The following is a 20,803-nucleotide window of genomic DNA, read 5'->3' on the forward strand; positions in this document are numbered from 1 at the left end:
GTGAGCCGATGTGAACTTCTGGGACTTCCTGGGCAGCCGCCACCAGCAGCTGCTCGCCGATGCCGGCCAGCACGCCAGCGCGGTCTTCCAGTGCATGGTCGTGGCGACCCTGCTCGGGGTGCTGATCGGGGTCCTCACCTACCGCAGCGACTGGGCGGGGAACGTGGCGACCCTGTCCACGTCGGCCATCCTCACCATCCCGTCGCTGGCCATGATCGGTCTGCTGATCCCGGTCGTGGGCCTCGGCGTGCCGCCGACGGTGACCGCGCTGACCCTCTACGGGCTGCTGCCGATCGTGCGGAACTCGATCGTGGGCCTGCGCGGGGTCGACCCGGCGCTGGTGGACGCCGCCAAGGGCATCGGGATGTCGCGTGCGGCCCGGCTGCTGCGGGTGGAGCTGCCGCTGGCCTGGCCGCCGATCCTGACCGGCATTCGGGTCTCCACGCAGATGCTGATGGGCATCGCGGCGATCGCCGCCTACGCCTCGGGGCCGGGCCTGGGCAACGAGATCTTCCGCGGGATCGCCTCGCTGGGCAGCAAGAACGCGCTCAACCAGGTGCTCGCGGGCACGCTCGGGATCATCGTCCTGGCCCTGCTGTTCGACGCGGCGTACGTGCTGCTGGGACGGCTGACCATTCCGAGGGGGATCCGTGTCTGAGTACGGTCACGACAGCACCACCGAAGGGGACGGCGCCACCGGTGCCACCGGCGCGACCATCGAGCTGGAGTCCCTCACCAAGCGCTACCCGGGCAACCCGCAGCCCGCCGTCGAGAACGTGTCGATGGAGATCAGGGCCGGGGAGACGGTCATCTTCGTCGGCCCCTCGGGCTGCGGGAAGTCCACCACCCTGAAGATGATCAACCGGCTGATCGAGCCCAGCGGCGGCCGCATCCGCATCAACGGCGAGGACGTCACCGACATCGACCCGGTGAAGCTGCGCCGCAAGGTCGGCTACGCGATCCAGTCCTCCGGTCTCTTCCCGCACATGACCGTCGCCCAGAACATCGCGCTGGTGCCGAAGATGATCGGCTGGTCGAAGGCGCGGATCAGGTCGCGGGTGGAGGAGATGCTGGACCTGGTCGGCCTGGACGCCGGGGAGTTCCACGGCCGCTATCCGCGCCAGCTCTCCGGCGGCCAGCAGCAGCGGGTGGGCGTGGCGCGGGCGCTGGCGGCCGATCCGCCGGTGCTGCTGATGGACGAGCCGTTCGGCGCGGTCGACCCGATCACCCGGGACCACCTGCAGGACGAGCTGATCCGGCTCCAGCGGGAGCTGCACAAGACGATCGTCTTCGTCACCCACGACTTCGACGAGGCGATCAAGATCGGTGACCGGATCGCGGTGCTGCGCGAGCGCTCCCACATCGCGCAGTTCGACACCCCGGAGGCGATCCTCACCAACCCGGCGGACGACTTCGTCTCCGGCTTCGTGGGCGCCGGCGCGGCCCTGAAGCGGCTGAACCTGACCCGGGTGCGGGACGTGGGCATCACGGACTACCCGACGGTGACCGTGGAGGACCCGCTCCAGCACATCTTCGACCGGCTGCGGGAGTCGGGCACCAACGAGATCCTGCTCCTGGACCGGCGCGGGCGCCCCTACAAGTGGCTGCGGCGCGGCGACCTGATGCGGGCCAGGGGTTCGCTGGCGCGGGCCGGGACGCTGGTCCACGACACGGTGACCCGGGACGCCACCCTGCGGGACGCGCTGGAGGCGGTGCTGACCGACAACGCGGGGCGGGTCGCGGTCACCGGGCGGCGCGGCGAGTACGAGGGCGTCGTCGACATGGAGACGCTGATGAACTCGGTGCACGAGCTGCTGGAGGCCGACCGGCTCGACGCGCTGGAGCACCAGCACGACCTGGAGGAGACCCGGGCCACCCAGACGCACAGCGAGCAGGAGGGCTTCGGCGAGGTCGGAGGCCGCGCGTGAGCGGCTCCTCCCGCCCCTCCCCCGGCCGCCGTCCCGCCGGCGAGCACGAGGTCAAGGGGATCGCCTTCCGGGACGACGCGGACGAGCGGGACGGGGAGGAGGCGGAGCAGGGCGGGGCTCCCCCGCCGTCCCCGGCGGCGGCCGGGCCCCGGGTCGGCTGGCGCAAGCTGACCTTCCTGCCCGTCGTCCTGATCGCCGTACTGCTGGCGACCTGGCTGTGGTTCCGGCAGGCGGACCTGGACGCGCTCAGCCGCAACGCCCTCGGCAACGGCCAGGTCACCAAGGCGCTGTGGCAGCACGTCCAGCTCACGGTGATCTCCACCTTCTTCGTGCTGATCATCGCGATCCCGCTGGGCATCCTGCTCACCCGCCGGATGTTCCGCCGGGCCACCCCGTTCGCCATGGCGTTCGCCAACATGGGCCAGGCGACGCCGGCGATCGGCCTGCTGGCGCTGCTGGTGATCTGGCTGGGCATCGGCCGCAGGGCCGCCCTGATCGGCATCATCATCTACGCCGTGCTGCCCGTGCTCTCCAACACCATCGCCGGGCTGAAGGCCAACGACCCGACGCTCCTGGAGGCGGCCCGCGGCATCGGCATGTCCCCGCTGGGCGTGCTCACCCGGGTGGAACTCCCGCTGGCCGTCCCGCTCATCCTGGCGGGCGTGCGCACGGCCCTGGTCCTGAACGTGGGTACGGCGACGCTGGCGACCTTCGGCGGTGGCGGTGGCCTGGGGGTGCTGATCACCACCGGCATCACCAGCCAGCGGATGCCGGTGCTGGTCCTGGGCTCGATCCTCACCGTCGCCCTCGCCCTGCTGGTGGACTGGCTGGCCTCGCTGGCCGAACTGCTGCTGCGGCCTCGGGGACTGGAGGTGGGCGCATGAGACGGCGCACCTGCTGGGCGCTGGCCGCGGTACTCCTTGCCGCCTCCGCCGGGTGCGGCCTGACCAGCGGCTCCCCGATGGTCGACGACGTGGAGCCGGGCACCATCGGCAGGGGGAAGCCGCTGGAGGGGGCCGATCTCACGGTCACCTCGAAGGAGTTCACCGAGCAACTGGTACTCGGCGCGATCATGGGCATCGCCTTCGAGGCGGCCGGGGCCGAGGTGCTCGACCGCACCGGCATCCAGGGCTCGGTGGGCACCCGCGCGGCGGTCGAGAACGGCGACGCCGACGCCACGTACGAGTACACGGGCACCGCGTGGATCACGTACCTGGGCAACAGCAGGCCGATCCCCGATCCGCGGCAGCAGTGGGAGGCGGTGAAGGAGGCCGACGCGAAGAAGGGCCTGACGTGGCTGCCCCCGGCCCGCCTCAACAACACGTACGCGCTGGCGATGAACCAGGCCAACTACAAGAAGTACCGGACGAAGAACCTGTCGCAGGTGGCGGAGCTGGCGAAGTCCGACCCCGGGGCGGTGACGCTGTGCGTGGAGGGCGAGTTCGCCAACCGCGCGGACGGCCTGCCGGGCCTGGAGAAGGCGTACGGCATGTCGCTGCCCGCCCGGAACATCACCCAGATGGACACCGGCATCATCTACACCCAGACCGCGAAGGGCGCCTGCACCTACGGCGAGGTGTACACCACCGACGGGCGGATCAAGTCCATGAACCTGGTGGTGATGGAGGACGACAGGAAGTTCTTCCCGAACTACAACGCGGCGCCCATGGTCCGCACGGCCACCCTGAAGAAGTGGCCGGCGATCGCGTCGGTCCTGGACCCGGTCACCAAGGCGCTGACCAACGACGTGGCGCAGACCCTGAACGCGAAGGTCGACGTGGACGGCGAGGACCCGCACGAGGTGGCGCTGGACTGGATGAAGGAGAGGGGCTTCGTGAAGGAGGGGTAGGGCCGCGTTCCGCGCTCGCGGGGTTAGCAGGCGGGGACGCTGCCCTTGCCGCTCTCCAGCGCCTTGAGCGAGTCGACCGCGCCCTTGAGCGTCGTCACCGGGATCAGCCGCAGCCCCTTCGGCAGCTCGGCCTGCGCGTCTGAGCACTCGGCCTTCGGGACGAGGAACACGGTGGCCCCGTCCCGCCGGGCGGCCTGCGTCTTGAGCGGCACCCCGCCGACGGCGCCGACCTTGCCGTCGTCCGTGATCGTCCCGGTGCCCGCGACGACCTTGCCGCCGGTGAGGTCCCCGGCGCCGAGCTTGTCGACGATGCCGAGCGAGAACAGCAGCCCGGCGCTGGGCCCGCCGACGTCCTCCAGACGGAGCTCGACGTCGACGTCGTCCTGGTCCATCCGGAGGTACCGCAGCGCGGCCGCGGTGGCGGAGTCCTGGGACTCCTTCATCTGCTCCTGGTTGTACTGCTCGATCTCGCTCACGTCGTCGCCGCTCGGGTAGACGGCGTCGCGCGGCATCACGGCCCGGTCGGTGTCGAACCAGCTGCCGAGCACGTCCCCGAGGTGGATGCTCGCGTCCGGCCCGGTCGCCTCGATCGTCGTCATCCGCAGCTGCCCGCTGGTCTCGTGCGTCGGCGCGCCGCTGATCGTGATCACCTCGGCCCCCTGGTTCTCGCCCAGCACGTCGGCCGTCAGCCCCGGCCGCGCCACGGAGAACGGCAACGGCGCGAACACGGCGGTCGCGAGCAGCGCCACGACGGGCACACCACAGACGGCGAGGAACTGGGGACGCGTGAGACGAGAGAGCACGAAGTCAATCTAACGTGGCGCGATTCCCGGGGCACCGACACCCGGGCACGCCCCGTCTCACCGCAGTGCCTCCGCCACCTCTCGGGCCGCGTGCATGACGCGTTCGCCCACGCGCTCGGGGACGACGTCCGCCAGCATCACCACGCCGACGCTGCCCTCGACGCCCGTGACGCCGAGCAGGGGGGCCGCCGCGCCGCAGGCGCCGGCCTCCAGTTCGCCGTGGGTGAGGGTGTAGCCGGGGGCGTCCGGGTCCTCGCCGGAGGGCCGGGGAGGGCGGCGGGCGGCGAGGATGGCCTTGCCGGCGGCGCCCCGTTCCAGGGGGTGGCGGAAGCCCGCGCGGTAGGCGACGTGGTAGTCCGTCCAGGTCGGCTCCACGACGGCCACGGCCAGGGCCTCCGCGCCGTCCACCAGGGTCAGGTGGGCCGTCGCCCCTATGTCCTCGGCGAGCGCGCGCAGGGCCGGCATCGCGGCCTCCCGGACCAGGGGGTGCACCTGGCGGCCGAGGCCCAGTACGCCGAGGCCGACGCGGGCGCGGCCGCCCAGGTCGCGGCGTACGAGTGCGTGCTGCTCCAGCGTGGCGAGCAACCGGTACACGACGGTCCGGTTGACGCCCAGTTTGTGGGACAGCTCGGTGACGGTCAGTCCGTGGTCCGTATCGGCCAGCAGTTTGAGGACCCGCAGGCCCCTGTCGAGCGTCTGAGAGGTCTCCGCGGTCACGACGCCCACTCCTTAGTGGTGAGGTCGGCGGCCCTCCTCGCGGCGGATGCGTCACCGAGTCCCGTCAGTGACGCGCTTCAGAGGCCGCCGATCGGCTGACGGCCCGGCGCCTTGTCCCGGACCCAGTCGCTTCACGGCTGCGCTCCGCGGCGGCGCTGCCACGGGGCGTGTGCGTAGCGGGACAGTAACTACCAGGTCCGCTCAGCGGAAGGCTCCGTCCAGAATCCGGGCGCCAACCGTTATCAACCGACGGTGTTTGTCCCGGTACGTACCGCGCACGCGCACGACCACCGGTGGCCCCCGCGTCACTTCATGCGCGTCGCCCACTCCTGGACCTTGGCGATGCGCTGGCGGAGCTGTCCGCCGGTCGCCTCGGCGCTGGGCGGGCCGCCGCACACGCGGCGCAGCTCGGTGTGGATCACGCCGTGCGGTTTGCCGCTCTGGTGGACGTAGGCGCCGACCATGGTGTTGAGCTGCTTGCGCAGCTCCATCAGCTCCTTGTGGGAGACCACCGGGCGCCGCTCGGCGGGCAGTTCGAGCAGGTCGGCCTCTTCGTCGGGCTTCTTGCGGCTGTGCGCGATCTGCCGGGCCTGCCGCTTCTGCAGGAGCAGTTGCACCTGGTCGGGCTCCAGCAGGCCCGGGATGCCGAGGTAGTCCTGCTCCTCCTCGCTGCCCGGGTGAGCCTGCATCCCGAACTCGGCGCCGTTGTACATGACCCGGTCGAAGGTGGCCTCGGACTCCAGCGCCTCGAAGGCGAACTGCTCCTGCTCGCCGGTGTCCTCGTCCTGCTCCCGGTTCGCCTCGTCCATCTCCTTCTCGGACTCGGCGTAGGGGTCCTCCTCGCCCTCCTTCTTGGGCTTGTCCAGGACGTGGTCGCGCTCGCGCTCCATCTCGTTGGCGAAGGTGAGCAGGTCCGGGACGGTGGGCAGGAAGACGGAGGCGGTCTCGCCGCGCCGCCGGGACCGTACGAAACGGCCGACGGCCTGGGCGAAGAAGAGCGGGGTGGAGATGGTGGTCGCGTAGACGCCGACCGCGAGGCGGGGGACGTCGACGCCCTCGGACACCATGCGGACGGCGACCATCCACCGGTCGGTGCCCCGGCTGAAGGTGTCGATGTTCTTCGAGGCCCCGGCGTCGTCGGACAGCACGACGGTGGCCTTGTCGCCGGTGATCTCGCGGATCAGCTTGGCGTAGGCGCGGGCGGAGTCCTGGTCGGCGGCGATGACGAGCGCCCCGGCGTCCGGGATGGCCTTCCTGACCTCGGTCAGCCGCTGGTCGGCGGCGCGCAGCACGGCCGGCATCCACTCGCCGCGGGGGTCCAGCGCGGTGCGCCAGGCCTGGCTGACGGCGTCCTTGGTCATCGGCTCGCCGAGCCGCGCCGCGATCTCGTCGCCCGCCTTCGTCCGCCAGCGCATGTTGCCGCTGTAGCTCATGAAGATGACGGGCCGGACCACGCCGTCGGCGAGCGCCGAGCCGTAGCCGTAGGTGTAGTCGGCGGCGGAGCGGCGGATGCCGTCGTTGCCCTCCTCGTACGCCACGAAGGGGATCGGGTTGGTGTCCGAGCGGAAGGGCGTGCCGGTGAGCGCGAGGCGGCGGGTGGCGGGCTCGAACGCCTCCAGGCAGGCCTCGCCCCAGGACTTGGAGTCACCGGCGTGGTGGATCTCGTCGAGGATGACCAGGGTCTTGCGCTGCTCGACGCGGTTGCGGTGCAGCATGGGGCGGACGCCGACGCCTGCGTAGGTGATGGCGATGCCCTGGTACTCGCGGCTGAGCGGGCCAGCGCTGTACTCGGGGTCCAGCTTGATCCCTATCCGCGCCGCGGCCTCGGCCCACTGCTTCTTCAGGTGCTCGGTCGGCGCGACCACGGTCACCTGCTGCACGACGTGGTGGTGCAGCAGCCAGGACGCCAGCGTCAGCGCGAAGGTCGTCTTTCCGGCGCCGGGGGTGGCGACGGCCAGGAAGTCCCGGGGCTGGTCCTGGAGGTACTTCTCCATCGCCCCCTGCTGCCAGGCCCGCAGCTTGCCGGCGGTGCCCCAGGGGGCACGGCCGGGGAAGGCCGGGGACAGGTGGTGCGAGGTGCTGGAGCTGGCGGTGGTAGTCACGGTCTCCGAAGGGGGTAGAGCGGCTCGGCCACGTATGACAACCGGGCCACCCTACCGGCGGGCCGCCGCGATCACCGTGCGCACGGGGGCGGGTCACCCCCGGGTGGGACGGACGTCACAGCCGCCCCGCCCGCCGCACGGCACTCACTTCTCCCGCACCCGCGTCGCCACCCACGCCCCCACCAGCGCCACCGCCGCCATCGGCAGGAACACCGCCGCGAACGCGGCCGGGTGGGAGCCGGTGGCCTCGGTGGCCGCGTGGCTGACGGTGCCCCCGCCGAGGGCGGCGAAGGCCGCGCCGCCGACGGAGAGCAGCACGACGTTGGAGAGGCCGTCGGAGATCTGGAGGGCGGCGGAGTTGGTGCCGGCCTCCTCGGGGGCGGAGAGCTTGAGCAGCAGCACGCTGGTGGAGGAGATCACCAGGCCCATGCCGAAGCAGCCGAAGGCCCAGGCGACGGCCACCGTCCAGGCGGGGACGGCGTCGATCAGCACACTGGGCGCCGTGGTGATGGCCGCCGCGACCAGGAGCATGCCGAGGGCCATCAGACGCTCCCGGTGCGGCTCCAGTCGTGGCCGGGACTGCAGCCACGAACCCGCCGCCCAGGTCGCGCCGCCGGCCGCGAGGGAGAGCCCGGCCAGGGTCGGGCTGAGTCCGCGCTGGGTGACCAGCATCAGCGGGACGAAGGACTCGGCGGCGATGAAGGACCCCGCGGCCACCCCGCGCAGCAGCACCACGGAGGGCAGTCCGCGCACCGCCCGGTAGGTGCCGCGCGGCAGCAGGCCGAGCACGGCGGGCACGAGCAGCGCCACACCCACGGCGCCCGGCAGCAGGGCGATCGGGCGCAGGTCCTGGGCGGCGTACTGGAGCAGGCCCGCGCCCAGCGAGATGGCGAGGGCGAGGCGGATCCGGCGGCCGTCGAAGGAGGCCGGCGCCTGTCCACCGCCCACGGGGCCGGACGCGCGGCGGCGTATCTGCGGCAGCGCGAGGGCGAGCGGGGCGACGACCAGTACCGGGATGCCGACGAACACCCAGCGCCAGCCGAGGTGTTCGGTCACCGCGCCGGAGGCCAGCGGGCCGACGACGGACGGGACCACCCAGCCCGCCGCGAAGGCCGCCATGATCGCGGGCCGCAGCCGCTCGGGGTAGGCCCGTCCGACGACGACGTACAGCGCGACGATGACCAGCCCGCCGCCGAGCCCCTGCACGGCCCGGCCGAGGATGAACAGCCACATCGTCCCCGCCGTCCCGGACAGCACGAGCCCGGCCGCGAAGGCGGCGATGCCGGTCGTCAGCGGGGCCAGCGGCCCGCGCCGGTCCGACCACTGGCCGGAGAGCACCATCCCGAACAGACTCGTCGTGAAGTACCCCGAGAACGCGAACGCGTACAACGACACCCCGTCCAGCTCCCGCGCCGCCACCGGCATCGCGGTGCCGACCGCCGTCGCCTCGAAGGCGATCAGCACGACGACGGAGACGATGCCGATGCTCAGCGCCCGGTAGGCACGGCTCAGCACGGTCTCGGCCGGGGCGGCGGGGGCGAGGGAGGGCTCGGCGGGGACGGCGACGTCGGTGTCGCGGGGCTCAGGGACGGTCATGGTCGCCAGAGTAAGGGCCAAGGCCCGCCTTGACCCCTGTCGGGAGACCGGGCGGGACCGGGACCTTGGTCGTACGACCCGCCGGGCCCGGAGGGCGTTGATGAACGACGTGTGGCAGTCGTGTTGCGGCCCGCCCGGATCCCTTGGGCACATCCCCGGCCCCGGCCTACCGTCGAGTCACCGAGTCACAGACCCGGCCGTGTGCCCGAGCGGTTGAGGGGCTCGCCTGCGCTGCATTCATCAGCGAGCTCCGCTCGCGGGGAGTTACGCGGGTTCGACTCCCGCCCCGGTCTGCGGCCGCCTGACCAGGCGAGCGAGCGGGCAGCAGTCAAGCAGCGGACAGCAAAAGGCCTTGGTCCGAGGCAAGTCTCCGCATGCGGGCTGCCACCTCCCGCGGGCCGAGCGCCGCCACGGCCGACAGCGCACTCAGCCTCCGACTGGAAGACCAGATACCGGTCGTCGGCGGCTGGAACGGCATGACCACTATGCCCTCGGCGGCGAATGGAGCCGGGTCGAGGTAGGTCACTCCCCCGGTCCCGCACGCGTACGCGCGGGCACCGGTCACGGCACAAAGGTCGGCAAGCCGCTGAGAGCGTCCCGGCCTGGAGGGCAGGTCGCTGCTGATCAGGACTTGGCCCTGCCAGCCGAGGGAGTCCAGCAACATGCGGGTGGAGACCGTGGCGACGGCGGCGATCCTCCCCGTGTCGAAGGCGTCCAGCACCCCGTCCAGCAGTTCGGCGAGGGCCGACCAGTGTGGGCCGGCTCCGTAGTACTGGCGCAGCATCCCCATGGTCTTCCGGCGGGCCCTGCCGGGATCGACGATCAACGCGTCCCGGATGAGAGTCGGCCTGCCCTGGGGAAGACGAGTGGGGACGGTGAGCCACTGCTGGCGGCTCGGTGCATCGAGGGCGCCGAGGCGTGCTCGGTGCTGGTAGTCGCGGCGGGCGAACTGCACGTCGTCCAGGACGATCCAGTAGTCCGCCGCGAAGAGCTTGGCCAGTGTGGCCAGTCTCGGGAACAGGTTGGGCTGGTGAACCGCGCACAGCCCGCCCGGTTCCGGCAGGTCAGGAAGCGATGAGGCGGCTGGTGAAGCCGTCACGGATGAGAGACTCGTACGCTCCACGCACGTCCTCCGGTACTTCCTGCTCAATGGCGAATCCGAGCTTCGGATACTCGATGACCCGCTGGAGGTCACCGACGAGCATGTCCAGGACGAGCTTCACGTCGCCGATGGACTTCACGTAGTCGTCGAACTCCAGCGGCTCCGACGCGCAGAGGACCTCGACGTCGGGCCACAACTTGCGAGCGGTCGCGAACGACCTCCGCTCCATGTACGGCTTGGAAACCAACATCACCGTGGTCGGGGTGATGCCGGCGTCGGTGAGGACCTCGCGGGAGAGGGTGATGTTCTGGCCCGTGTTACCGGCGTTCGGTTCCAGCAGGATCGCCTCGGCGGGGACGCCCAGGGCGATGGCGTGCTCGCGAAAGTGGACGGCCTCGCCGCGCGGGAAGACCTCGGCGGTGGTAGGGCTGTTGCCGCCGGTGAAGACCAGGGTCGGGAACAGCCCCGCGCGGTACAGCTCTGCGGAGTGGGTGGCGACGCCGAGGTCGTGGCTGCCCAGCCCGATCGCCACGTCGGCGGGTCGCAGCTGGTGGTGCATCTGGTGGTAGTCCCAGATGAGCGCGGCGCGACGCCACTGGTTCTCGGTGATGGCCTGCTGCTTGTCGCTCACGCGCTTCTCCCTGGTCACCGTCGCCGGGGGCCGATCGGCCCCTCTTTCATGGCCTTGATGCCCTCGATACTGCGCAGTTGGTGCACGAGTCCGTACCGCGCGGCTGTGCGGGTGGCTTGATCGAGGACCTGGAGCCCATCATCCCGCGTCGCTGTGTCGGAGAGCAGGACGTGGCCGTGGGCGGTGTCCAGCCGTACGCGTTGCATCGGCGAGTCGGTGGTCCCGCTGCTGCGGGCGATGTCGATGAGTGCAGGGCCTGGGTGAGGTCGCCGGCGCCACGGCGGGCAAGGGCGAGTTTCTGGTGGGCCACCGACCAGTCGTCGGGTTCGGTGAGGGCCTCGAAGTCTCGGGTCGCGGCCTGCATGACCCGGGTCGCGTAGTCGTGCCGACCGTTCTTGCTCAGCGCCGTGCCCACCCACAGGCGGGCCCGGGCGCGGTCACGGTGGGAAAGACGGTCGTCGACGGCGAGGCCTTCGTATTGGCGGGCAGCTGCCTCCAGCCTGCCGGACATTTCCGTGACCACCGCAAGGGAAAGGTCGAGTTGGGCAACACGACGCGGGATGTCGAGCCGGGTGAAGACCGCGCGAGCACCGGCGTAGGAGTGCTGGGCGGAGAGTGGGCCGAGAACGGAGCCTTGGTCACGCCTGAGGTCACCGAGCAGTGCCGTCGAGCGGGCAAACAGATACAGCCCCTTGTCATCCAGTCCCTGGGCATCGAACCGCGCCAACCAGCGGCTGAGCAGGCTGTCGGCAAAGGCGAAATTCTGACGGGAGAGGGCGACCACCACGCGGTCCAGGTCGTCGGCCCACGATTCGTACTCCCAGGCTCGGGGTCCGGCTGCAGTGACGCGCCGCCCAGCGCCCTGCACAGTGCTGGCCATCTCGGAGAGGAGAGTCTCGAAGCGCAGGTGGGCAGGAGCGTCCGCACGTCCGAGGGCGGTGTCGAGGATGGCCTGGGTGTCGGGTCTGGGCTCGGTTTTCGCGCGCTTGCTCTCCCACTTCGAGACCGTAGCGACCGCCACACCGAGGTGCTCGGCAAAAGCCCGCACGCTCAGACGCAGGGCGAGACGCAGAGCCCTGGCCTCCAGACCGGTCCAGTGGTGCACGGTTGCCACGTCTCGCTCCCTTCCACCGCCATCGAAGCAGATGCCGGGGAAAGGGCGGGACGGAAGTAGGACGAAAGTAGAACAACGGGTGATTGGCCAGGAGTTCGACGACCTCCATGCTCAGGAACGTCACCACGTGTCGGCCCTTTGGACGGTCTCTCCCATGGAACCCCTCACGGAACATCGCCTGGTCAGCGGACCTGTCGTCTACGGATTTCTGCGGCTGGTGCGCGTCTCCGACGCCCGGAGGGAGGCGCTGGTCGCCTCGCTCGCCGATTACTCCCGCGGCCACGAGCTGACGTTGTCCGGCATCTTCGCCGAACGCATCGCAGGCGCCGGCCCCGGCTCAGCCCCCTTCACCGGCCTGCTGGACGCGTTGGCCCTGCCGGACGTCTACGGCGTGCTCGCCCCGGCCCTGTCGCACCTTGGCCCCAGGGCGATGGCCGCTGAACGAGGCCGACGCATCGAGGCCGTCGGGTCCCGGCTGCTGCTGGTTCGCCGATCCCGCCCCACATGCCCGTCGGCCACCTCCATCACGGTGGCCCACTGCCACAGCCCGGAAGCCGTCCGCCTCCTGGAGACCGAGTCATGAGGACAGCAATGATCAAAACGGTGCAGCGCTTCTTCGAGGCACGCCCCGAGTCGGTGGGGCAGGCGAGGGACTTCGTCTCCACGACCCTGACCGGTTGGGGCTGGGCGGAACGGCACGACGACATCCGCCTCTGCGTCTCCGAACTCGCCACGAACGCACTGGTCCACGGCACTGTCGCCGACCACGGGTTCCTGGTCCGTCTCAACGCCGAGGACGGCGTCGTACGCCTGGAGGTGCACGACAGCCGCCGACGACGCCCCGAGCCCCGTCAGACCGCCGCCACCGACTTGTCCGGACGCGGTCTCGTCCTGGTGGCCGCGCTCGCCGACGGCTGGGGCGTCCACGACCGCACACCGCTCGGAAAGATCGTTTGGTCCTGCTTCAAGGTCGCATGACGTACGGCCGCGTCAGGACCGGGTCTTTGGCTGGGCGCCCACGGCTCGGACGAGCGTTCATGAACGGCATATGGCAGTCGTGTTGCGGCCCGCCCGGATCCCTTGGGCACATCCCCGGCCCCGGCCTACCGTCGAGGCACCGAGTCAAAGACCCGGCCGTGTGCCCGAGCGGTTGAGGGGCTCGCCTGCAAAGCGAGTTACGCGGGTTCGATTCCCGCCACGGCCTCCACCAGCGCGAGCAATACGCGCCTTCCCCACGCCTCCGAACTGCGGACCGAGGCGTGTTGCGTTGGAGCGCGCTTCAGCTCGTAGGTTCCGAGGCGTGCGATACATCAAACTCGGAACGACCGGACTGGAAGTCTCCGCCATCGCCCTCGGCTGCATGAGCTTCGGCGAGCCGGACCGGGGCGGCGAGCCCTGGTCGCTGGGCGCGGACGCCAGTCGGGGCATCATCAAGCAGGCCCTCGAAGGCGGCGTCAACTTCCTCGACACGGCCAACGGGTACAGCGCCGGAAGCAGCGAGGAGATCGTCGGACAGGCGGTCAGGGACTTCGCCCGGCGCGAGGAGGTCGTGCTCTCCACCAAGGTCTGGATGCGGATGCGCCCCGGCCCGAACGGCGCCGGGCTGTCCCGCAAGGCGATCTTCGCCGAGCTCGACGCCTCCCTGAAGCGACTGGGGACGGACTACATCGACCTGTACCAGATCCACCGCTGGGACTACGACACCCCGATCGAGGAAACCCTCGAGGCGCTGCACGACGTGGTCAGGTCCGGGAAGGTCCGCTACCTCGGAGCCTCCTCCATGTACGCCTGGCAGTTCGCCAAGGCCCTGTACCTGGCGGACCTGAACGGCTGGACCCGGTTCGTGTCGATGCAGGACCACTACAACCTGATCCACCGGGAGGCGGAGCGCGAGATGCTCCCGCTCTGTGCCGACCAGGGCATCGGCGTGATCCCGTGGAGCCCGCTGGCGCGGGGCAGGCTGACACGGGCCCGGGGCACCGCCACGGCGCGTGCCGGGACCGACGAGGGCGGCGGGATCCTCTACCGCGACGAGGACCAGGCGGTGGCCGAGCGCGTCCAGGAGATCGCGGGCAGGCGGGGTCTGGCCCCGGCGCAGGTCGCCCTGGCCTGGGTCATGCGCAACCCGGTGGTGACCTCGCCCATCGTGGGGGTCACCAAGCCGGCCCAGCTGGCCGACGCGATCGCCGCGGTGGACGTCGAACTCGACGAGGGCGAGGCGGCCCACCTGGAGGAGCCCTACCAGCCGCACGAGGCCGCCTACCTGGAGGAGTCCTTCTACAAGGCGCGCCCCGTGGCGGGCTCCCGGTAGTCCGGGCCACCGCCGGCCGGCGCCTCCAACCGTCCCGCCCGGCGCAGTGCCCAGAGGGTGAGGGCGAGGGCGGAGACGTCCGTCACCAGGGGGTGGAGGGTGCCGTCGGGGGTCCGCCAGGTCAGGACGGCGCCCGTCGTGCCGTCGACGACCACGTGGGCGCCGTCGGCCAGCCGTCCCAGGCGGACGAGGCGGTCCGCGTCGGCCGGGACGGGGTGCCCGGGGTGCTCCTCGCAGTACTCCGCCAGGGTCGGCAGCGGCAGGTCGTCCGCGTCGAGGCGGAAGGGCCGCGCGTCCTCGGGCAGGCCCGTGTCGCGCAGGAAGCGGCGGGTGGGCTCGTGGGTGAGGGTGCTCGGGAAGTCGATGTCCTCGAAGCGGGTCACCCGGTGGCGGCCGAACTCGCGGTCCAGGAAACGGGGCGGCAGGTCGCGGGAGGTGCCCGGATCCGTGCGGTGGCTCACCGCCAGGAGCAGGCAGCTCATCAGGGTGGAGGTGTTCCACAGGGACGGGCGCTCGCAGCTTCCCTGGGGCCGCCGGGCGGCGCCGCGCGTCCACGACGGGTCCTCCACGGACGTCGCGAGGCGGATCCGGGAGACCAGCGAGGGGATCGTCGTGCGGACGTCCGCCGCCGCGTCCCGCGTGGTCGTCGTACCGCAAGTGACCGCGTGCATGTCTCCCCCGAGAAAGTATGGCCGTCCGGGTGCCGACGGCTGTCGTTCGCGCTCCTTCGGAGACTACGCGCCACCACTGACAACGCGCCTGCGCACGGACCCCGTTCGCCCCGTAGGACGCGCCCGGTGCCTTCCGCGTTGCCTCACGCGCGCGAGCGGCGCGATGTCCGCTCAGTGACCGGTCGCCACCGCGGCCTGCGGGCGGATCGGGAGCCGGTTCACCGGCCGTCCGGTGGCCGCGCGCACCGCGGAGGCGACGGCCGCCGGGGACGCCACCACCGGTGCCGCGCTGACGGCCTTGGCCCCGAAGGGGGCGACGACGTCGCGCTCCTCGACGAGCTTCACGATGCGGATGTCGGGGGTGTCGAGTGCCGTCGGCAGGGCGTAGCCGGTGAGGTCGGGGTGGCGGATCAGGCCCCGCGGGGTGCGGAGGTTCTCCGTGAGCGCGATGCCGACGCCCTGGGTGACGCCCGCCTCGATCCGGGCGGTGAGCTGGGCCGGGTTGAGGACCCGGCCGACGTCCTGGGCGACGGCCAGTTCCACGACCCGTACGGAACCGATCTCGATGTCCACGTCCACCACCGCGCGGATCGCGCAGAACGCCATGCCGACGAACGCGTCGCCCTGACCGGCCTCGTCCAGCGGCTCGGTGGGGTGCGGGCGGCACTGGGCGGTGGCCCACAGTTCCTTGCCGTCCAGCGCCTCGGCGACGGTGGTCGACAGCACGCCGTCGTACGAGGTGATCTTGCCGTCGGCGATCTGGAGCAGCTCGGTCGACATGCCGAACTGGTGTGCCAGCGGCTGGAGGAGCTGGGTGCGGACCATCTTGGCGGCCCGTTCCACCGCGCCGCCCGACACCCAGGTGTGCCGGCCGCGGCAGCCCGCGCCGGCCGGGGGCTGGTCGGTGTCGACGGGGGCCACGTGCACCTCGTCCACACCCAGGGTCTCCTGGACGATCTGCCGGGCCAGGGTCGTGAAGCCCTGGCCGGTCTCCACCGCCGCGCACAGCACCGTCGCCACGCCGTCCTGGACCTTCACGGTGGCCGTGGAGACCTCGTCGGCGCCCTCGGCGCCCAGCATGTGCACCATGCCGATGCCGTAGCCCACGCCCCGGCGCACCGCGCCCGGTTCGCCGGCGCCCTCGGGACCGCCGGGCAGCAGCCACTCGTCCTCGGGGGTGTCCTTGGGCAGCGCCGGGAGGGGGAAGTCGCGGACCGCCTGGAGGAGTTCGGCGACGGGGGCGGGGCAGGTGACGGTCTGGCCGGTGGGGAGGACGTCGCCGGTGGCCAGGACGTTGCGCAGCCGCACCTCGGCCGGGTCCAGGCCGAGCTTCTTGGCGATCTTGTCCATCTGCGCCTCGTACGCGGCGCACACCTGCATGGCGCCCTCGCCCCGCACATGGCCGGACGGCGGGTTGTTGGTGCGCACCGCCCAGCCCTCGATGAAGGCGTTCGGGACGACGTAGGGGCCGCAGGCGAAGGCCACCGCGGCGGCCAGGGCGTCGGAGGAGGTGTCGGCGTAGGCGCCCGCGTCGAGCAGAATCTGCGCCTCGACCTTCACCACCCGGCCCTCGGCGTCCGCGTGGTGGCGGTAGCGCAGCAGGGTGGGGTGGCGGTGGGTGTGCCCGAGGAAGGACTCCTCGCGCGTGGCGGTCAGTTTCACCGGGCAGCCGGTCTTCAGCGCCAGCAGGCCGAGCGGCAGCTGGAAGCCCTGGTCCTCGCGGTCGGCGGTGGCGCCCGGCACCCCGGTGACGACGATCTTCACCTGTTCGGGCGGCAGGCCGTAGCAGGCGGCGGCGGTGTCCCGGTCGCCGTGCGGGTCGGTGGAGGCCAGGTACAGCTCCACGCCGCCGTCGGGACGCGGTACGGCCAGACCCGCCTCGGCCCCTATCGGCGCCGGGTCCTGGCGGCCGATGCGGTACAGGCCCTCGACGACGACCTCGCCGGCCGCCTCCGGGTCGCCGTGGCGCAGCGGGATGTGCCGGATCAGGTTGCCGTCGGGGTGCAGCGGCTCGGCCTCGAAGGCCTGCTCCGGGTCGGTGACCGGGTCGAGCACCTCGTACTCGACGATGACGGCGGCGGCGGCCATCCGCGCGGTGTCCGGGTGGTCGGCGGCGACCGCGGCGATGGGCTCGCCGTGGTGGCGTACGACGTCGGAGGCGAAGACCGGGCGGTCGGCGCGGCCGCCGCGGCCGTGCAGCGGGGTGCCGGGCACGTCCTCGTGCGTGACGACCGCCCGTACGCCGGGCATCTCGCGCGCGTGGGCGGTGTCGATGGACACGATGCGCGCGTGCGGGTGCGGGGAGCGCAGGACGGCCGCCCACAGCAGGCCCTCGGCCCACAGGTCGGCGGCGTACGGGAAGGTGCCCTCGGTCTTGGCGCGGGCGTCGGCGGGCGGCAGGGACGCGCCGAGGCCGTGCGGGATCGGCTCGGGGGCGGGGGGTGCCGCCTCGGCGGTTCCCTCGGCCTCCGCAGTCGCGGCGTCGTTGCTCACGCGTGGCCTCCGTCCCGGCTGTGGTCGCCGTGGTCGCCGTACGGCGGGTGGTCGTGCTGTCCTGTGGTGTCCGGCGCCCCTGGCGGCGGCTGGGAGTCGAACGCCGCCGGGTTGACGCCGCCCGCACCGGGACCGGCCTGGTGCGGGATGCGGGGCTCCTCGGAGTCGGCGCCCGCCTGCGCGTCGGCGTCGGCGTGCGCCTCGCGTTCGGCGACGACCTCCTGGACGGCCTCCAGGACGCCCCGGTAGCCGGAGCAGCGGCACAGGTTGCCGCACAGCGCCTGGCGGGCCTCCAGCTCGGTCGGGGCCGGGTTGCCCTCCAGGAGGTTGTGCACGGTCATCGCCATGCCGGGCACGCAGAAGCCGCACTGCACCGCGCCGCGCCGGGCGAGCGCCCGCTGCACGTCCGACGGCTGTCCGTCGGTGGCCAGGCCCTCGACGGTGCGCACCTCGCTGCCGGCCGAGGTCACGGCCGGGACCAGGCAGGAGGCGACGAGCCGCCCGTCGACCTGCACGTTGCAGGCGCCGCACTCGCCCTGCGAGCAGCCGTCCTTGGCGCCCGCGAGGCCGAGCCGCTCGCGCAGCACGTACAGCAGGGACTCGCCGATCCAGGCGTCGGTGACGGGCCGGTCGGCGCCGTTGACGCGCAGCACGTAGGAGGCGAGGGGGTGTTCCTCCTGGGGGCCGGCGGGGGCCGGCGGCTCCTCCGCGCCGTCGGGTGCGGCCTCGGTGGCGCGCGCATCGGCCGCTGCGTCGGCTGTGTCCGCGGCGTCCGCCGCCTCGGCCGCGTGACCGGCCGGGACGCCCCGGGGCTCGGCCGCGGACTCCGGCCGCGGCTCTGCCGCGGGTTCCTGCCCGGGTTCCCGGGCGGACTCGGCCGCGTGCTCCCGGCCGTCGGCGGGTGCGGGGCCCGCCACGGGGCCTTCAGCGGCCTGCGGGCGGGATCCTGCCCTGTCTTCCCCGGCGGTGCCCGGCGACCGCCCTGCCGGGCCCTCAGGGGCCTCCTCGGCCCCAGGGGACGCGTCGCCCCCCGGTGCGGCGGGGCCGGCGGCGGCTTCGGTCACCGGCGGGACGTCGGCGGCGGGTGCCTGCCCGTACGGGCCGTCGGCGAGGCCGGGTCCGTCCGGGTTCCCGACGGCGCCGGGTCGGTGCGCGCTCGCGTCGGCGGCGGGTGCGGGCGAGTTCGGCTCCTGCCCGGCACCGCCGGACCCGGAGCCGGGTCCGTGCCCCGCCCCGGCACCGGACTCGGGACCACGGGCGGACCCGTGCACGGCCTCGGCGCCGTGACCGCCGAGGGCGGAGTCGGGACCGGGGCCGACGACGGTGGCGTCGGTGCCGTGACCGCCGGCGGTGGCGTCGGTGCCGTGGTCCGCGTCGGCGCCGTACCCCGGCCCGCGCGCGGCGGGAGCCGACCCGTACGCGGCGGTCGGGTCCGGCCCGTGCGGACCGGCGGCGGGGTCGGTACGGCCGGGGCCTGCCCCGGCTCCGGACTCGGGGCCGTGCCCGCGCGCGGGGGAGCCGTGTTCCAGGTCCTGCCCGGGCGCGGAAGCGGGGCCGGACGGGTGCGGTACGTGTGGGTCGGCACCGGTGCCGTAGTCGTGCCCGGTCCCGGCGGGGACGGGTCCGTGCGCGGTCCCGGTGGGCCGCTCCTCGTCGGCCGGTCCGGTCGGCTCGCCCCACGGCCGCCCGGTCGGCTGCGTCGCCCAGGGCGCGGGGGCGCCGCCGGGGAGGGTGGCCGGGGCGCCGGTGCCCCACTGCTCGGCCAGGGACGAGGTGGTGAACTCGCCGGATTCGTCCGGCAGGTCGCCGTCGGCCACGGGGATGGACCACTGCCCGGTCACGTCCTGGCCCGGCGCGGACCTGGCCGCCGCGGCCTCGGTCTCGGCGTGCGGGGCCTGCGCGGCCTGGGAGAAGTCCCAGTGTCCGGTGGCGCCGGGCGGGTAGCCGAACCGGTCGTCCTGTCCGGCGTCCGCGCCGTAGGGCGCCGCCCCGCCGTACGGGTCCTGCTGGGCCGCGTAGTCGCCGTACCCCTGGTGGGCGGCGGGGTCCTGGCCGGCGTCCGGAACCTGCCACTGGGCGCCGTCCACGGGCGCGGTCGGGGCCGACGGCATCGTCCAGGAGCCGGTGGCGGCCGGATCGGTGCCGGCGGTGGTGGCGGGCGCGACCGTGATCTGGGGCGGCACGTAGCCGTGTCCGGGCGCGGCCAGCGGGCTCTCGGAGGAGGCGAGGAGCGCGTCGACGCCGCCCTCGGGGAGCTTCACGAAGGCGGTGGCACCGTCGTCGTAGTCGCCCTGGGGCAGCGGGTCCCAGCGCCCGCCTCCCGAGGGCGCGCCCCCCGGGTGCCGGTCGTCGTGCCGCGCGTCGTGCTGGTCGCCGTACTCGTCGCCGTGCTGGTCGTCGGTCACGACAGCGCCCTCCCCAGTGCTCGTCGGGCCAGCGCGGCGACGGTGCGCCGCAGGTGCAGTACGGCGGGCGGCAGCGGCGGCACGGAGCCGTCCTCCGCCGGGTCCGCGTCGGGGATGCAGGCCGCGGCGACGTACTCGCCGAAGCCGTGCAGCGCCTCCGGGACGACGGCGCGGCCGTTGTCCCAGTCGATGAGCGAGGCCACCCACTGCTCGGCCTCCAGGGGCCGCAGCGGCATCGGCGCGATGGCGCCCACCGCGCACCGCACGCCGCGCCGGGCGGGGTCGAGGACCAGCGCCACGGAGGCCGTCGCGCGGCCGGGTCCGGTGCGGCCGGTCGCCTTCAGGAAGACCTGCGGCGCGTGCAGCAGCGGCACGCGCACGTAGCCGATGAGTTCTCCCGCGCGGAGCATCTCCATGCCCGCCAGCAGGTGCGAGACCGGCATCTCACGGCGGGCCCCGTCCGGTCCCGCGATGATCAGCGTCGCCTCCAGGGCGGCCAGCACCGGCAGCGCGTCCCCGGTGGGGGCGGCGGAGGCGATGTTGCCGCCCAGGGTGCCGGCGTTGCGGATCTGCGGCGGCCCCGCGGCGCGCGCGGCGGCGGCGAGCGCCGGGATGAGCGCGGCGAAGTCGGGGCGGCCCATGCGGGCGTGGGTGAGGCCCGCGCCGAGCAGCGCGTGCCCGTCCTGGTACTGCCAGCCGCGGATCTCGCTGATCCGGCCGAGGCCCACCAGCGCGGCGGGCCTGAGCTGGCCGGAGTTGACGGCCGCCATCAGGTCGGTGCCGCCCGCGACCGGAACGGCCGCGGGCATCGCGGTGAGCGCCGCCACGGCCTCGTCCAGTGTCGTGGGCAGCGTGACGGCCTGCGCCGCCTGCGGTGCGTGCGTGGTCAAACCGACTGCCCCTTCCCGCTGTCCCACCTGGTCCCGCCCATGTGGCCGTACGGTACGACCTGACAGGGCGGACGTGGCAACTCTGGCACATCTTTGCAGGGCCCGAACGCAGGGGTCCGCTAGGAGGCATTCGCCCACCTCGTCGGCGAGATGGTCCGTTTTCGTACGGGACCTCCGACGATCGGAGCTAC

Annotated in this window: 17 protein-coding genes, 2 tRNA genes and 1 pseudogene; 9 read left to right on the forward strand and 11 right to left on the reverse strand. The window is 72.9% G+C overall.

All coding sequences use genetic code 11. The annotated features are described in order from the left end of the window. Positions 1–10 precede the first annotated feature (10 nt). From K7854_RS03150 to K7854_RS03165, 4 genes are read left to right on the forward strand one after another with little or no spacing between them, the layout of a single operon-like run. The gene (locus K7854_RS03150; protein WP_226024790.1) at positions 11–658 is read left to right on the forward strand and encodes an ABC transporter permease; all 648 of its coding nucleotides are present in this window, start codon (positions 11–13) and stop codon (positions 656–658) included. Then, on the forward strand, positions 651–1,928 hold the full coding sequence (locus K7854_RS03155) for a betaine/proline/choline family ABC transporter ATP-binding protein (protein ID WP_226024791.1): 1,278 nt from the start codon (positions 651–653) through the stop codon (positions 1,926–1,928). The genes K7854_RS03150 and K7854_RS03155 overlap by 8 nt, the downstream gene beginning before the upstream one ends. After that, a complete protein-coding gene (locus tag K7854_RS03160; protein WP_226024792.1) occupies positions 1,925–2,812 on the forward strand; it encodes an ABC transporter permease in 888 nt (295 codons plus the stop codon). The genes K7854_RS03155 and K7854_RS03160 overlap by 4 nt, the downstream gene beginning before the upstream one ends. Beyond that, on the forward strand, positions 2,809–3,777 hold the full coding sequence (locus K7854_RS03165) for a glycine betaine ABC transporter substrate-binding protein (RefSeq protein ID WP_226024793.1): 969 nt from the start codon (positions 2,809–2,811) through the stop codon (positions 3,775–3,777). Before K7854_RS03160 ends, K7854_RS03165 begins: the two co-directional genes overlap by 4 nt. A gap of 23 nt (positions 3,778–3,800) precedes the next feature. Here the strand turns inward: K7854_RS03165 and K7854_RS03170 are convergent, their stop codons facing one another. The 4 genes from K7854_RS03170 to K7854_RS03185 all read right to left on the reverse strand — a co-directional run bounded on the left by K7854_RS03170 (position 3,801) and on the right by K7854_RS03185 (position 8,995). Further along, positions 3,801–4,580, reverse strand: coding sequence for a YlbL family protein (locus K7854_RS03170; RefSeq protein WP_226024794.1), 780 nt, complete (start codon positions 4,578–4,580; stop codon positions 3,801–3,803). Between the two features lie 57 nt (positions 4,581–4,637). Continuing rightward, positions 4,638–5,297, reverse strand: coding sequence for an IclR family transcriptional regulator (locus tag K7854_RS03175; protein WP_226024795.1), 660 nt, complete (start codon positions 5,295–5,297; stop codon positions 4,638–4,640). A gap of 305 nt (positions 5,298–5,602) precedes the next feature. Next, positions 5,603–7,399 carry a DEAD/DEAH box helicase gene (locus K7854_RS03180; protein WP_226024796.1) on the reverse strand — a complete coding sequence of 599 codons (1,797 nt, stop codon included), beginning with the start codon at positions 7,397–7,399 and terminating at the stop codon, positions 5,603–5,605. A gap of 144 nt (positions 7,400–7,543) precedes the next feature. Next, on the reverse strand, positions 7,544–8,995 hold the full coding sequence (locus K7854_RS03185) for an MFS transporter (protein ID WP_226024797.1): 1,452 nt from the start codon (positions 8,993–8,995) through the stop codon (positions 7,544–7,546). A 195-nt stretch (positions 8,996–9,190) separates the two neighbouring features. Here K7854_RS03185 and K7854_RS03190 point away from each other — a divergent pair. Further along, positions 9,191–9,288: transfer RNA gene (locus tag K7854_RS03190), tRNA-OTHER, on the forward strand. A gap of 35 nt (positions 9,289–9,323) precedes the next feature. Here K7854_RS03190 and K7854_RS03195 read toward each other — a convergent pair. The 3 genes and pseudogenes from K7854_RS03195 to K7854_RS03205 form a co-directional block, all read right to left on the reverse strand. Further along, positions 9,324–10,094, reverse strand: a complete 771-nt coding sequence (locus K7854_RS03195) for a WbqC family protein (protein ID WP_226024798.1) — start codon at positions 10,092–10,094, stop codon at positions 9,324–9,326. Next, the gene (locus K7854_RS03200; RefSeq protein ID WP_226024799.1) at positions 10,060–10,728 is read right to left on the reverse strand and encodes a YdcF family protein; all 669 of its coding nucleotides are present in this window, start codon (positions 10,726–10,728) and stop codon (positions 10,060–10,062) included. Before K7854_RS03200 ends, K7854_RS03195 begins: the two co-directional genes overlap by 35 nt. 14 nt (positions 10,729–10,742) lie before the next feature. Next, positions 10,743–11,842: pseudogene (locus K7854_RS03205) on the reverse strand (helix-turn-helix domain-containing protein). 154 nt (positions 11,843–11,996) lie between these two features. Between K7854_RS03205 and K7854_RS03210 the strand changes: the two are divergent. The 4 genes from K7854_RS03210 (at position 11,997) to K7854_RS03225 (ending at position 14,153) form a co-directional block, all read left to right on the forward strand. Further along, positions 11,997–12,425 carry a hypothetical protein gene (locus K7854_RS03210; protein WP_226024800.1) on the forward strand — a complete coding sequence of 143 codons (429 nt, stop codon included), beginning with the start codon at positions 11,997–11,999 and terminating at the stop codon, positions 12,423–12,425. An 8-nt stretch (positions 12,426–12,433) separates the two neighbouring features. Continuing rightward, positions 12,434–12,820: an ATP-binding protein gene (locus tag K7854_RS03215; RefSeq protein ID WP_226024872.1), complete on the forward strand. Its 387-nt coding sequence runs from the start codon at positions 12,434–12,436 to the stop codon at positions 12,818–12,820. 154 nt (positions 12,821–12,974) lie between these two features. Further along, positions 12,975–13,049 (forward strand) — tRNA-Cys (locus K7854_RS03220). Between the two features lie 93 nt (positions 13,050–13,142). After that, positions 13,143–14,153, forward strand: coding sequence for an aldo/keto reductase (locus K7854_RS03225; RefSeq protein ID WP_226024801.1), 1,011 nt, complete (start codon positions 13,143–13,145; stop codon positions 14,151–14,153). On the opposite strand, the gene K7854_RS03230 is transcribed toward K7854_RS03225, so the two are convergent. The 4 genes from K7854_RS03230 to K7854_RS03245 form a co-directional block, all read right to left on the reverse strand. Then, positions 14,120–14,824: an SUKH-4 family immunity protein gene (locus K7854_RS03230; RefSeq protein WP_226024802.1), complete on the reverse strand. Its 705-nt coding sequence runs from the start codon at positions 14,822–14,824 to the stop codon at positions 14,120–14,122. The two genes, K7854_RS03225 and K7854_RS03230, sit on opposite strands and share 34 nt — an antisense overlap. A gap of 171 nt (positions 14,825–14,995) precedes the next feature. Further along, the gene (locus K7854_RS03235) at positions 14,996–17,317 is read right to left on the reverse strand and encodes a xanthine dehydrogenase family protein molybdopterin-binding subunit (RefSeq protein ID WP_226024803.1); all 2,322 of its coding nucleotides are present in this window, start codon (positions 17,315–17,317) and stop codon (positions 14,996–14,998) included. Beyond that, entirely contained in the window at positions 17,314–19,722 is a 2,409-nt protein-coding gene (locus tag K7854_RS03240) for a 2Fe-2S iron-sulfur cluster-binding protein (protein ID WP_226024804.1), read from the reverse strand. Before K7854_RS03240 ends, K7854_RS03235 begins: the two co-directional genes overlap by 4 nt. Next, the gene (locus K7854_RS03245) at positions 19,719–20,612 is read right to left on the reverse strand and encodes an FAD binding domain-containing protein (protein ID WP_226024805.1); all 894 of its coding nucleotides are present in this window, start codon (positions 20,610–20,612) and stop codon (positions 19,719–19,721) included. Before K7854_RS03245 ends, K7854_RS03240 begins: the two co-directional genes overlap by 4 nt. Positions 20,613–20,803 lie beyond the last annotated feature (191 nt).

The organism is Streptomyces hyderabadensis (assembly GCF_020404845.1).
Classification (GTDB): domain Bacteria; phylum Actinomycetota; class Actinomycetes; order Streptomycetales; family Streptomycetaceae; genus Streptomyces; species Streptomyces hyderabadensis.